Genomic DNA, 13,277 nt, shown 5'->3' on the forward strand with positions numbered 1-13,277 from the left:
GAACACCAGAGCCTTAAAAGGGACGACAATGCCGGGAATGGATGCCGAGGTCTTCGGCCAGTTTATCGAACAGCTGTGGCGCTACGTGCACGAGCGTTTGATCCCTGCCGAGAAGGAGGTGATCGCCGCCAACGCGATTCCTGCCGAGATCCTCGACGAGATGCGCGAAATGGGTCTGTTCGGGCTGACCATGCCCGAGGAATACGGCGGTGCGGGGATGAACACCTCGCAATATGTCGAGACGATCCGCGTGCTCTCCTACGCGCTGCCCGCCTATCGCTCGATCACCTCGATCAACCTCGGCATGGTGTGCACCGCGCTGAAGAAATCGGGCACGGAGGAGCAGAAGGCCGAATGGCTTCCGCGCCTCGCCGCCGGTCAAATTGCGTGTTTCGGATTGACCGAGCCGGGCAGCGGCTCCGATTCCGCGGCGATGCAGACCACCGCGGTGAAGGACGGCAACGGCTACATCCTCAACGGCTCCAAACGCTACATCACCAACGCGCCCTTCGCGAAGCTGGGCCTGATCATGGCGCGCACCAGCAAGGAACCCCTGCCCAAGAACGCGCATGTTTCCGCCTTCCTCGTCGACATGGAAAAGGCCGGCGTCACCGTCGGCAAGCCCGACAAGAAGATGGGGCAGGAAGGCAGCCAGATCGCCGACATCTATCTCGACGATGTGCATGTCGACGGCGATGCGCTGCTCGGCGGCGAGGAAGGCCAGGGCTTCCGCACCGCGATGATGAGCCTCGACAACGGGCGGCTGTCGGTCGCGGCGGCAAGCGCGGGCTACGCTCGGCGCATTCTCGACACGGCGATGAAATACGCGCTGGAGCGCAAGGCGTTCGGCGAGCCGATCAGCCAGTTCCAGCTGATCCAGGCGATGCTCGCCGACAGCGAATCGGAAATCTACGCCGCCGAATGCATGTTGAAAGACGCCTGTGCCAAGGTCGACGCGGGCGAACCCTCGCTGCTGCCCGCCGCCAGCACCAAGCTGTTTGCGTCCGAAATGTGCGGCCGCGTGGCCGACCGCTGCGTGCAGATCCACGGCGGCGCGGGCTATCTGGCGGAATACGAGGCCGAACGCTTCTTCCGCGACAGCCGCATCTACCGCATCTACGAAGGCACCAGCCAGATCATGCAGCTGGTGATTGCCAAGAACATGCTGCGCAACTTCGCCGCCGGAGGCCAGGCATGAGCGAGCTGCGCCGCGCCGCGATCGTCTCCCCGCTGCGAACGCCCGTAGGGCGCTTCCTCGGCACGCTGACCCCGCTGGAGGCGGGGCCGCTCGCGGCGATCATCATCAAGGCGCTGGTCGAACGCTCGGGCGTCGATCCGTCGCGCGTCGACGATGTGGTGTTCGCGCAAGGCTATGGCAGTGGCGAAGCCCCCGCGATCGGCCGCTGGGCGTGGCTCGCCGCGGACATGCCGATCGAAACGCCCGGCTTCCAGCTCGACCGGCGCTGCGGCTCTGGCCTGCAGGCGGTGATCGAGGCGGCGATGATGGTGCAGACTGGCGCGGCAGACTGCGTGCTGGCGGGCGGCGTCGAGTCGATGTCCAATGTCGAGCACTACACCACCAAAGCCCGTCAGGGCGCCAAGATGGGCGACATGGCGCTGTGGGACCGGCTGACGCGCGGACGGCTGATGAGCCAGCCGATCGAGCGCTTCGGGGTGATCTCGGGCATGATCGAGACGGCGGAGAACCTCGCCAAGGATTACGACATTTCGCGCGAGGCGGCGGACGAATACGCGGTCGCCTCGCACCAGAAGGCCGCCGCCGCGTGGGACGCGGGCAAGTTCGATGCGCAGCTGGTGCCGGTCGACGTGCCGCAGCGCCGCAAGGACCCGATCCGGTTCGACCGCGACGAAGGTTTTCGCCCCGATGCCTCGATGGAAAGCCTCGGCAGCCTGAGGGCGATCGAGAAGGACGGGATCGTCACCGCGGGCAATGCCAGCCAGCAGAACGATGCCGCCGCTGCGTGCCTGGTGGTGTCCGAAGACAAGCTGGCCGAGTTGGGCCTCGAACCGATGCTGTGGTTCGACAGCTGGGCTGCCGCCGGGTGTGATCCGGCGCGCATGGGCATCGGCCCGGTCCCGGCGACGCAGCGCCTGTTCGCGCGTAGCGGTAAGGGCTGGGACGACATCGACCTCGTCGAACTGAACGAGGCCTTTGCGCCGCAGGTTCTCGCCGTGCTCAAGGGCTGGGGCTGGAGCGGGGATGACAGCCGCCGCGACATGCTCAACGTCAATGGCTCGGGCATTTCGCTCGGCCACCCGATCGGCGCGACCGGCGTGCGTATACTCGCTGACATGGCGCACGAACTGCACCGGCGCGAAGGGCGCTACGCGCTCGAGACGATGTGCATCGGCGGCGGACAGGGGCTCGCCGCGCTGTTCGAACGCGCGGTGTAAGGGGTGCGCCAGAGCCGCGACATGCAGTTTAATTGTGCGGAAACGCGCAAGATGCTATCGCGCTCAGCATGAATGAAGTGACCGAAATCAAGCCGGATTTTTCGGAGATCCCCACTCTCGACAGCGATGTGTTCACCGCGCCGCTCAAACGGCCCGAGCATGTCGGGGAAGATTGGCTCGAGCCCAAGCAGACCGAGTACGACAGCGAAGACGACGCCGTCTGGAACGACCTGTTCGCGCGGCAGATGGAAATCCTGCCCGGGCGCGCGGCAAGCGCGTTCATGGAGGGACTCGACCGGCTCGATCTGGGCACCGGCGGCGTGCCCGATTTCAAGGAATTGTCGGAGTCGCTGGACAAGCTGACCGGGTGGAGCGTGGTGCCCGTGCCCATGCTGATCCCCGATCACGTGTTCTTCTGGCATCTGGCCAACCGCCGCTTCCCGGCGGGCAATTTCATCCGCACGCGCGAAACCTTCGACTACATCCAGGAACCCGACGTCTTCCACGACGTGTTCGGCCACGTGCCGATGCTGACCAACCCGGTTTTCGCGGACTACATGCAGGCGTACGGGAAGGCCGGCTGGCGGGCGATGGAGTACAACCGTCTGAAGGCGCTCGGCGCGCTGTACTGGTACACGGTCGAGTTCGGCCTGATCATGGAAGACGAAGGCTTGCGCGCCTATGGCGCGGGCATTCTTTCGGGCCCGACCGAGGCGGTATTCTCGGTCGAGGCACAGAGCCCCAACCGGATCATGCTCAACGTCGATCGCGTGATGCGGACGGACTATGTGATCTCCGACCTGCAGCCGACCTATTTCGTGATCGAGAGTTTCGAAGATCTCTATCGCAAGACGGTGGAGCGCGATTTCGAGCGCCTGTACCAGAGCCTGCCGGTATCTTTCACCTACGCCAATTCGGCGGTGATCGATCTCGACGATGTCCTCAATGTCGGGACGCAGGAATATCTGCTGCGCGGCGGTCGCGGAAGCTCTGCGCGCCCCGTTTAGACTCGATGTGACGAGCCGAGGCGACCGCAGTCAGTGCCGTCTTTCGCGCATTCTCCAGATAAAATAAAACCGGCCCCGAATTGCTTCGGGGCCGGTCGAATTCATCCAAAGGATGACGCGCGATTACTCGGCGGCAGGAGCTTCGGTCGATTCAGCAGCCGGCGTAGCAGCGTCGGTCGCGGTTGCGTCCGTGGTCGCTTCGTCGGTCATGGTGCCTTCGCCCATCGCAGCGTCGGTTGCGGGCTCTTCAACCACGGTTTCGTCGACCATGGTGTCGTCAGCCGGGGTTTCGGCTGCGTCTTCGGTGGTGGCCTTTTCGCCGCAAGCAGCAACGCTGAGGCCCAGAGCGATGGTCGTGGCGAACATTGCAGCCTTGAAAGTGGTCTTCATGATTCTTCCCCTAGATTGGAATGAGGAGACCCGCATAGCCATCTTTCTGCCACACGGATACCCTGAATCTGCCTCATTCGGGGGGCGAGACTAACATTTATGGGGGTTAACGGCGGGCCAGCGGCTCGAGGATCGAAACCAGCGCAAGAACGCTGCAGCAGGTCGCCAGCGCGACCATCAGGGTGTGTACGCCGAGCGTATCGAGCAGCGGCATGTCGGATGCCAGCGCGCCCGAAGCGACCGTCGCCGCCGCGCCCAGAATCACCCTGAACCAGGCCGCCCGAGTGTCCTGTGCGCCGGTGATCAGAGCCACCAGCCAGCCGAGCACGGCACCGCTGCACAGAAGAATCAATAAGCCCATTGCATCCGAAAACTTGTTCTAGGTTAACTTCTGCAACAGCCGAAGCGGCCTCAGGTTCCCTCTTGCCGGGCCGTGCGGCCCCCCGCCTACCTCGCGAACAGCCAGATCAGCGCCGCCGATCCGATGACGATGCGGTACCATGCGAAGGGCGCAAAGCCGCGTCTGCTGACATAGGCCACGAAGGCGCGGATCACGAACAGCGCGACGATGAAACTGACGACGAAGCCGATGGCGATCTCGCCCCAGCCGACACGCATGGTGCCCGCGGTCAGTTCGCCGCCTTTCTGGAAAAGCTCCAGCGTGGTCGCGCCGATCATCGTCGGCACGGCGAGGAAGAACGAGAATTCGGCCGCGGTCTTGCGGTTCACGCCCATCGCCAGCGCACCCATGATCGTCGCGCCCGAGCGGCTCACGCCCGGCACCATCGCGAGGCATTGCGCGAAGCCGACGCCGATCACCTGGATCAGCGGAAGGTCGGCCACCGTGGCATCGCCCTTCGGATTGGCGACGCGTTCGATCCCGAGGATCGCGATCCCGCCGAGGATCAGCGCCCAGGCAACGATCGACGGGCTGCCGAGCATGATGTCGATATAGTCCTTGAACGCGAGGCCCAGGACGGCGGAAGGCAGGAAGGCGACCAGGATGTTGCGGGCGAACCGCAGCCCTTCGCTTTCGAGCCGCAGCACACCCATCCCCGCGTTCCAGAAGGTGCCCCAGTACTGGTAGACCACCGCGAGGATCGCACCGAGCTGGATGACCACGTTGAACATCGCCCATTCGGACGAATCGTAGCCGAACAGTTCGGAGGCCAGGATCAGGTGCCCGGTCGAGGAGACCGGCACGAATTCGGTCAGTCCTTCGACAATGCCGAGGAGGATCGCGGTGAGGGTGGTGTCCATGCGTGCAGCCTCATGGAGAGAGGGCCGCGCAAGTCAAGCTTGCGCGGCCCTCCGGATCACTTCGTGGCAAGTGCGCGAACCGCGCTTACCAGATGCGCACGCGCTTTTCGGGCGGCAGGTACAGGGCATCGTCGGGAGTCACGTTGAACGCCTTGTACCATTCGTCCATGTTACGCACGACGCCGTTGACGCGGTATTCCTCGGGGCTGTGCGGGTCGACGCGCAGCCGCTGGCGATAGCTTTCCTCGCGCTGGGCCGAACGCCACACCTGCGCCCAAGCGAGGAAGAAGCGCTGGTCGCCGGTCAGGCCGTCGATCACCTTGTCTTCCTTGCCGTTGAGGCTGAGCTTGTAGGCGCGATAGGCAAGGCTGAGCCCGCCCAGATCGCCGATGTTCTCGCCCAGCGTCAGGCGCCCGTTGACGCAGGTGTCGCCATCGTCGAGCGGGCAGAACGCATCGTACTGGGCAACCAGTGCGTCGGTAAGCGCGTCGAACGCCGAACGGTCCGCATCGGTCCACCAGTTGCGCAGCATCCCGGTGCCGTCCGACTTGGAGCCCTGATCGTCGAAACCGTGGCCCATCTCGTGCCCGATCACGCCGCCGATCCCGCCATAGTTGACGGCCGCGTCTGCGGTCAGCCCGAAGAAGGGCTGCTGCAGGATCGCTGCGGGGAAGACGATCTCGTTCTTGGTCGAGTTGTAATAGGCGTTCACCGTCTGCGGCAGCATGCCCCACTCGGTCCGGTCGATCGGTCCGCCAAGCTTGGAAAGGTTGTCTTTCCAGTTCCATTCGGCAGCCGCCATACGGTTGGCGAGCGGGTTGCCGTCGGTGACGGTAAGGCCCTGGTAGGTTTCCAGATTGTCGCGGTAGCCGATCTTGGGATCGAACGCGTCGAGCTTGGCCAGCGCTTCCTTCTTGGTCGCCGCGCTCATCCAGTCGTTTTCATCGATGCTCTGCGCCAGCGCCTTGCGCAGGTTGGCGACCAGATCGACCATCGCGGCCTTGTTCTCGGCCGGGAAGTACCGCTCGACATAGCTCTTGCCGACCAGTTCGCCGAGCAGCCCTTCGGTTTCACCGATGGCGCGCTTCCAGCGTGCGCGCTGTTCGGGCGTGCCGTTCAGCGTCTTGCCGTAGAAGGCGAAATCCGCCTCGTCGAACTTCGACGGCAGGACGGCAGCATTGCCTTCGAGAAATTCCTTGATCGTCCACGCCTGCAGCACGTCCATCGGCGTGTCGAGCAGCAGCGTCATCATCGCCGGGGTGCCGCCACCGATCTTGGCCAGCGTCGCTTCGTCGAGGCCGAGCGCCTCGGCCTCTTCGGCAGTCGGCGGCAGATCGCCGACGATGAAGCGGTCGGTATCGGCAAACCCGCTGGCGGTGAGCAACGCGGTGGTCGGGAAGCCTTCGACCAGCTTGCCCAGCTCTGCCGGGGACAGCGCGTTGTAGGTCAGGTCGCGGTTGCGGCGGGTGGCCCGATCCCACGAAACCTTGCGCGCAATGCTGTCTTCGAAGGCATAGACATTTTCGGCCATGCCTTCCGCATCGGCGTAGCCTGCCTGGTCGAACAGGAAGGTCAGGTATTCGCGATACTTGGCCTGGATGTCCTTCCCGCGATCGCTGTCATCAAGGTAGTAATCGCGATCGGGCAGGCCCAGGCCACCCGAACCCAGATAGACCGAATAGCGGGTCGGTTCCTTGGCGTCGACGCTGACCCCGCCGCCCATCGGCGCGGGATAGCCGGGCGTGCCCCACAAGGTGACGAGTTCCGACAGCGTCTTCGCGCCCCGGATCTTGTCGAGATAGGGCTGCGCCGGAGCAAGGCCGGCGGCGTCGATCGCGGCGGTGTCGTTATAGGATTCGTACGCCTCGACGATACGCTTCTCGTCGGCGGTCAGTTCGCTGGCGGGCTTGGCCACCAGCTCGTCGACCAGGGCCTTCACGTCGCTGGTCGATTTTTCGCGTAGCAGGTTGAACGCGCCGAAGCGGCTGAATTCGGCCGGCAGCGGGTTGGCATCGAGCCATTCCTGGTTGACGTAGGCGAAGAAGTCGTCGCCCGGATCGATCGTGTCGGACAGCAGCGAGGTATCGACCCCCCAATCGCCGAAGCTCATCGTCGGCATGGGCACATCGGCGGTCCCGTCGTCCTGCACCAGCATGTCCAGATCGCTTGGCTGCGAGCCATGGGTGTCGAGCTGCCCGGCAGCGGCGGGGACCGCCAGTACCAGCGCCATCGCGCTGGCGGTGGTCGTAAGAACGGTACGGATCATGATATCCCTCTTGCTTGCAAAAAACGCGTGTATCGCTCCGCCCGATGAATGGCGGATTGCGGATGGTGCCGGCATAGACCCGGACGGGCCGCCAGCGGTGTCGCTCGTCGGCTGCGATATGTCGCTAGTCGATTGAGGTTGTTCGATTATCGGATGGCTCCGGCGTTCGCGGGGTCGAACTGCAACTGCGCCAGCCTGCCGTACAGGCCGCCCCGCGCGACCAGCTCGTCATGCGTGCCCTGCTGGACGATCCGGCCGCCTTCGAGGACCACGATCCGGTCCGCCGCACGCACGGTCGCCAGACGGTGCGCGATCACCAGCGTCGTGCGGCCGCGCATCACCTGGGCCAGCGCATCCTGCACCAGCCGCTCGCTCTGCGCGTCGAGCGCGCTGGTCGCCTCGTCGAGCAGCAGGATCGGCGAATCGCGCAGGATTGCGCGGGCGATCGCGATGCGCTGCTGCTGACCGCCCGACAGGCGCGTGCCATCCTCGCCCAGATCGGTGTCGAGCCCGTGCGGCAGCGCCTCGATGAAATCGGCCGCATTGGCGAGCCGCGCGGCTTCCCAAATTTCCTCGTCGGTGGCTTCCCAGCGTCCGTAGCGCAGGTTGTCGCGCGCGGTGCCGGAGAACAGCGTGCCGATCTGCGGGACGAAGGCCATCCGTTCGCGGATCTCGGCGGGGTCGGCGCTCGGCAGGGCAATCCCGTCGAGCCGGATCGTGCCTTCGCTGGGATCGTAGAACCGCTGCGCCAGCATGAAGAGCGTCGATTTGCCCGCCCCCGAAGGGCCGACGAGCGCGACGGTCTCGCCCGGTTCGATTTCCAGCGTCAGGTCTTCGATCACCCGCTCGCCGGGGCGGCTGGGATAGGTGAAGCTGACGTTGCGGAAAGAGAGGCTGCCGCGCGCCGGGACCGGCAGCGGCTGGGGTTTTGCGGGCGGCGCGATGGTCGGCTCCGCCTGCAACAATTCGGCCAGCCGGTCTGCCGCGCCAGCACCACGCAACAGATCGCCGTAAACCTCGGTGAGCGATCCGAAAGCCCCGGCGACCAGCCCGCCGGTGAGCACGAAAGCAGTGATCGTTCCGCCGGTGATGGCGCCTTCCGACACCGCGATCGCGCCGCGCCACATGACCATCGTGATTCCGCCGAAGATCAGCACGATGACGATGGAGGTCATCGCCGCGCGCAGCAGGATGCGCCGCTTGGCGCTATCGAAGGTCCGCTCGACCACACCGGCGAACCGTTCGCCCTCGCGCCGTTCCTGGCCGAAACTCTGGACGATCGGCATCGCGCTGAGCACTTCGGTCACATAGGCCCCGACATCGGCGACCCGATCCTGGTTGGACCGCGAGACCGACCGGATCTTGCGCCCGAAGAACACGATCGGGGCGAGCACCAGCGGAATCCCGATCAGCAGGCCCAGAGTGAGCGAGGGTGCGAGATAGAGCAGCAGCAGGATGCCGCCGATCGCAGTCAGGCTGTTACGCAACGCGACCGAAACCGTGGTGCCCACGACCGTTTCGATGATCGCGGTGTCCGAGGTCATCCGGCTCGAAATCTCCTTCGGGCTGTTTTCCTCGTAGAAACTCGGCGACTGGCGCAGCAGGTTCTCCTGCACCTTGAGGCGGATATTGGCGACCACCCGCTCGCCCAGCCAGCTGACGAAGTAGAACCGCAGCGCGGTGCCAATGCCCAGCACCACGACGATCATCAGCAGGTATTCGAAGGCGTGCGCGATCTGATCCGGCCCGGCGCCCCCGCCGAACGCGTCGTCCACGATCACCTTGAAGCGCCAGGGAATCGCCAGCGTCGCGGCGGATGTGGTGAGCAGCGCGGCAACCGCGAAGGCGATTTCGCGCGGGTAACGCGCCGCTTCACGGTATACCATGCGAAGGGGCGCGAGCGAGCGTGCGCGCGGACGCCCGGCATCTTCGTCGGGCATGCCGCCCCTGCGTCGCCGTCGCCCTGTGGGAGTCTGATTTTCGCGAGCCATGTGCGACCCCGCCTAGCCGCCTCGTCTGCGGAAATCCACGGGGGATGGACACGCGATCCACCTTGTGCGTTGCGCTGTTGCCTTGTGCATTGCACAATGGCGTTAACCCGGGCAGGCTATAGCCCAACCCGGCGGCGATATTCGCCGCGACACTGATCCAAGAGGCCCCCTTGCTTTATCACGCCTACGAATTGCAGTCCGCCTGGCTCAACAGCGCCAGCGCGATGGCATCGATCGGCTCCGAATGGCTGACCAACCCGCGCAACCCGATGGCCTATACCCGCTTCGGTCCGATCGCGGGCTCGGCGCTCGAAGTGTTCGCGCATGCGACGATTCGGCGCGGCAAGCCGGAATTCGACATCGAAAGCGTCAGCGTGAAGGGCAAGGCCGATCCGGTGTCCGAAACGCTGGTGCTGCACCGCCCCTTCGGCGATCTCAAGCGGTTCCGCCGCGCGAACCTGCCCGACGATGCGCCCGCGGTGCTGATCGTCGCCCCGATGAGCGGCCACTTCGCCACGCTGCTGCGCGGCACGGTGGAACGGATGGTCGAAAGTGCCGAGGTCTACATCACCGACTGGCACGATGCGCGCGACGTCCCGCTTGCCGAAGGGCGCTTCGACCTCGACGATTACATCGACTACATCATCGAGTTCCTGCAGGAGATCGCGCAGCGGGGTGATGGCAAGGCGGCGCACATGATCGCGGTCTGCCAGCCCTCGGTCCCCGCGCTCGCCGCGACCGCGCTGATGAACGGCGCGAACGACAAGGCTTCTCCCAAAACGCTGACCATGATGGGCGGGCCGATCGACACGCGCGAAAGCCCGACCACGGTCAACGACATGGCGATGAAGCGGCCGCTCAGCTGGTTCCGGCAGAACGTTATCGCCACGGTGCCCGCCCAATATGCGGGCAGCGGGCGGCGCGTCTATCCCGGCTTCATGCAACTGGCGAGCTTCATGAGCATGAACCTGGGCGGCCACATCCTCTCGCATTACGAGATGTACAAGCATCTGGTCGCAGGCGAGGACGACAGCGCGCAGCTGACCAAGGATTTCTACGAGGAATACCGCAGCGTGTGCGACATGACGGCGGAATTCTACCTCCAGACGGTGGAAGAGGTGTTCCAGAAGCACTCACTGCCCAACAACGAGTTCGAACATCGCGGCAAGGTGATCGACCTCGGCGATATCAAGCAGACCGCCCTGCTCGCGGTCGAGGGCGAGCGCGACGATATTTCGGGCATCGGCCAGACCAGGGCCGCGCTGACGCTGGCGCGCAACCTGTCCGACAAGAAGAAGCGGTACTACCTCGCCGAGGGCGCAGGGCACTACGGTATCTTCAACGGCAGCAAGTGGCGCACCAAGATCGCGCCGGTCGTCGAAGAATTCATGGCCGCCAACGGCTAGGCGCTAGACCGCGCCTGGTCGCTCGCGTGTTCGCCTGAAGAAGCGCTTCACTGCGCGCCCGACCACCACGATCAGCACGATGCTGAGCACCAGCAGCACGGCTGCGATCACCGCTGCGGCGACCGGGTTGGCGATTGCCAGCGCCAGCAGCCCGACGGTCGCGACATCTTCTGCGGTCGAGGCGACGACGTTGCTCACCGGTTCGGGGCTCATGTTGACCGCTGCGCGCGCGCTCGCCTTGCCGGCATGCGCGGCGAAGGCAGCACCCCCGCCAAGCAGGAAGGCGACGACCTGCCACGTCGGATCGCCGGGGTCGACGATCGCCAGCGCCAGCAGCGCGCCGCCGACGGGGCGGATCAGCGAATGGATCGCATCCCAGATCGAATCGAGCCACATCACCTTGTCGGCGAGGAATTCCATCACCGCACCGACCGCCGCCACTCCCAGCACCCAGGGATTGGCCAGCACGTCGAGCACCTGCAACTGCTCGGGCAGCGGCACCCACCCGGTCCGCATCGCGAGCCCGGTGATCAGGATCGTTGCATAAAGCCGCCAGCCGGAAAGCAGGCTGACGCTGCCCGCGAGGCCGAGAAGTTCGATGATGCCCATCGCGGCATCCTAGCACATTTCAGCGGCCAGTACTGTAAATCGAGCGCACGCTAGCGTGCGTCGCCGATATATTGCGGCTCTTTCCCGCAATCGAAACCGATCGCTTCGCTATCCGCGATTTCGCGCGCGCGCTGGTTGGCGCTTGAGGTACTGCCGTCGATCTGCGCCACCCGGCAACCGGGCACGCCGTCGCTCCCGATGGTCTCCACAGCCAGCACCGAGCGGGGCGCGCTTTCCATGCTGACATCGCGGTAGCGGAATATCACCGCGAACGGTTTGCCGTCGCGCAGCCGCCATTCGATCGTATCGCCGATCTCGTTGAAGGCAGATATCGTGGCGAAGTCGCCGTTCTTGATGCCCGCATCGACATCGAAGCGCCCGTCGCCCTCGCTTACGAACAGGGGGATATCCTGCAGGCCGGGGCAGCGGAATTCGATCCAGCTCCCCTCGCCCGTGCTCTTGTCGAGCACGCGGCATTTGTCGAGGTCGAGCTTGGTGTAGCTGGAGGTGTAGCCCTTCCCGGAAGAAGACTCCCCGTCGGGTGTGTCCTCCACCCCGGTCGCTTGCGCTGCCGGGCTCGCGGTGTGCGATGCGCTGGTGTCATCCGCAGTGCCGTCTGCACCGTCGGGATCTGGCTCGGACGAGCAGCCAGCCACGGCCAGCGTCGCGAAAAGTGCAAGAAGGGGCAGGCGCATCAGCGACTCCTGTTCGGTGGCGCTGTGCGATCCTGCCCCAATTCGCGCGTGACTTAAAGGACTTCGAAGATGCCCGCCGCGCCCATGCCGCCACCGACGCACATGGTGACGCAGACATACTTCGCACCGCGACGCTTGCCTTCGATCAGCGCGTGGCCGACGCAGCGTGCGCCGGTCATGCCATAGGGGTGGCCGATCGAGATCGAGCCGCCGTTGACGTTGAGATCTTCGTCGGGGATGCCCAGCTTGTCGCGGCAGTAGAGCACCTGCACCGCGAAGGCTTCGTTCAGTTCCCACAACCCGATATCGCTCATCTTCAGGCCGGTGCGTTCGAGCACGGCGGAAATCGCGAAGACCGGGCCGATGCCCATTTCGTCAGGCTCGGTGCCTGCAACCGCCATGCCGACATAACGGCCGAGCGGGGTGAGGCCGCGCTTTTCGGCCAGCTTTTCTTCCATCAGAATGCTGGCCGACGAACCGTCCGACAGCTGGCTGGCGTTACCCGCGGTGATCGTGGTGTTCGGGCCGAGCACGGGGTTGAGCGAGGCGAGGCCTTCGAGCTTGGTGTCGGGGCGGTTGCCTTCGTCCTTGGCGACGGTGACTTCCTTCTCGGAAACCTCGCCGGTTTCCTTGTCCTTCACCTTCATGGTGACGGTGACGGGCACGATCTCGTCGTCGAACTTGCCGGCTTCCTGCGCAGCCGCAGTGCGCTGCTGCGAGCGCAGCGCGTATTCGTCCTGCGCCTCGCGGCTGATGCCGTAACGCTGGGCGACGGTTTCGGCCGTCTGGAGCATCGGCATGTAGACCGCGTTGTGCATCGCCATCAGTTCGGGATCGGGCATGACGCGCATTTCGGGGGTCTGGACGAGGCTGATCGATTCCTGGCCGCCGCCCGCGACGATATCCATGTTGTCGACGATGATCTGCTTGGCAGCGGTCGAAATCGCCATCAGGCCCGAGGAGCACTGGCGGTCGATGGTCATGCCCGAAACGCCGATCGGGCAGCCCGAGCGCAGCGCGACCTGGCGACCGAGGTTGCCCGCCTGCGCGCCCTGCTGGAGCGCGGCGCCCCAGATGACATCGTTGATTTCACCGGCGTCGATCTTGGCACGCTCGATCGCGGGGGCGAGCGAGTAGGAGCCGAGCGTTGCGCCCTTGGTGTCGTTGAAGCCGCCCTTGTAGGCGCGGCCGATGGCGGTGCGGGCGGTGGAAACGATAACTGCGCTGCGGGTCATGGG

12 protein-coding genes are annotated in these 13,277 nt (G+C 65.0%); 4 read left to right on the forward strand and 8 right to left on the reverse strand.

Annotated elements, in window-relative coordinates:
- Positions 1-37: 37 nt before the first annotated feature.
- The 3 genes from AAG591_RS14745 (at position 38) to phhA (ending at position 3,422) form a co-directional block, all read left to right on the forward strand.
- Positions 38-1,198, forward strand: a complete 1,161-nt coding sequence (locus tag AAG591_RS14745) for an acyl-CoA dehydrogenase family protein (protein WP_342532198.1) — start codon at positions 38-40, stop codon at positions 1,196-1,198.
- Positions 1,195-2,415, forward strand: coding sequence for an acetyl-CoA C-acetyltransferase (locus AAG591_RS14750; protein ID WP_342532199.1), 1,221 nt, complete (start codon positions 1,195-1,197; stop codon positions 2,413-2,415). Before AAG591_RS14745 ends, AAG591_RS14750 begins: the two co-directional genes overlap by 4 nt.
- 68 nt (positions 2,416-2,483) lie before the next feature.
- Positions 2,484-3,422 (forward strand): phenylalanine 4-monooxygenase, encoded by a 939-nt coding sequence (gene phhA / locus AAG591_RS14755; RefSeq protein WP_342532200.1) that lies wholly within the window; start codon positions 2,484-2,486, stop codon positions 3,420-3,422.
- Between the two features lie 123 nt (positions 3,423-3,545).
- On the opposite strand, the gene AAG591_RS14760 is transcribed toward phhA, so the two are convergent.
- From AAG591_RS14760 to AAG591_RS14780, 5 genes are all read right to left on the reverse strand, one after another.
- Positions 3,546-3,812: a hypothetical protein gene (locus AAG591_RS14760; RefSeq protein WP_342532201.1), complete on the reverse strand. Its 267-nt coding sequence runs from the start codon at positions 3,810-3,812 to the stop codon at positions 3,546-3,548.
- 106 nt (positions 3,813-3,918) lie between these two features.
- Positions 3,919-4,173: a hypothetical protein gene (locus AAG591_RS14765; protein WP_342532202.1), complete on the reverse strand. Its 255-nt coding sequence runs from the start codon at positions 4,171-4,173 to the stop codon at positions 3,919-3,921.
- A gap of 86 nt (positions 4,174-4,259) precedes the next feature.
- A complete protein-coding gene (locus AAG591_RS14770) occupies positions 4,260-5,072 on the reverse strand; it encodes an undecaprenyl-diphosphate phosphatase (protein ID WP_342532204.1) in 813 nt (270 codons plus the stop codon).
- A gap of 85 nt (positions 5,073-5,157) precedes the next feature.
- Positions 5,158-7,338, reverse strand: a complete 2,181-nt coding sequence (locus AAG591_RS14775) for a M13 family metallopeptidase (protein WP_342532206.1) — start codon at positions 7,336-7,338, stop codon at positions 5,158-5,160.
- 146 nt (positions 7,339-7,484) lie between these two features.
- A complete protein-coding gene (locus tag AAG591_RS14780) occupies positions 7,485-9,278 on the reverse strand; it encodes an ABC transporter transmembrane domain-containing protein (protein ID WP_342532208.1) in 1,794 nt (597 codons plus the stop codon).
- 221 nt (positions 9,279-9,499) lie between these two features.
- On the opposite strand from AAG591_RS14780, the gene AAG591_RS14785 reads away from it, so the two are divergent.
- Positions 9,500-10,735: a polyhydroxyalkanoate depolymerase gene (locus tag AAG591_RS14785; protein ID WP_342532210.1), complete on the forward strand. Its 1,236-nt coding sequence runs from the start codon at positions 9,500-9,502 to the stop codon at positions 10,733-10,735.
- A gap of 3 nt (positions 10,736-10,738) precedes the next feature.
- Here AAG591_RS14785 and AAG591_RS14790 read toward each other — a convergent pair whose 3' ends face one another.
- The 3 genes from AAG591_RS14790 to AAG591_RS14800 are packed head-to-tail and all read right to left on the reverse strand — an operon-like array spanning position 10,739 to position 13,274.
- Positions 10,739-11,344, reverse strand: a complete 606-nt coding sequence (locus tag AAG591_RS14790) for a DUF4126 domain-containing protein (RefSeq protein WP_342532211.1) — start codon at positions 11,342-11,344, stop codon at positions 10,739-10,741.
- A gap of 50 nt (positions 11,345-11,394) precedes the next feature.
- Positions 11,395-12,039 (reverse strand): hypothetical protein, encoded by a 645-nt coding sequence (locus AAG591_RS14795; protein ID WP_342532212.1) that lies wholly within the window; start codon positions 12,037-12,039, stop codon positions 11,395-11,397.
- Between the two features lie 53 nt (positions 12,040-12,092).
- Entirely contained in the window at positions 12,093-13,274 is a 1,182-nt protein-coding gene (locus tag AAG591_RS14800; protein ID WP_342532214.1) for an acetyl-CoA C-acyltransferase, read from the reverse strand.
- Positions 13,275-13,277: the final 3 nt, after the last annotated feature.

The organism is Citromicrobium bathyomarinum (assembly GCF_038594485.1).
Classification (GTDB): domain Bacteria; phylum Pseudomonadota; class Alphaproteobacteria; order Sphingomonadales; family Sphingomonadaceae; genus Alteriqipengyuania; species Alteriqipengyuania bathyomarina_A.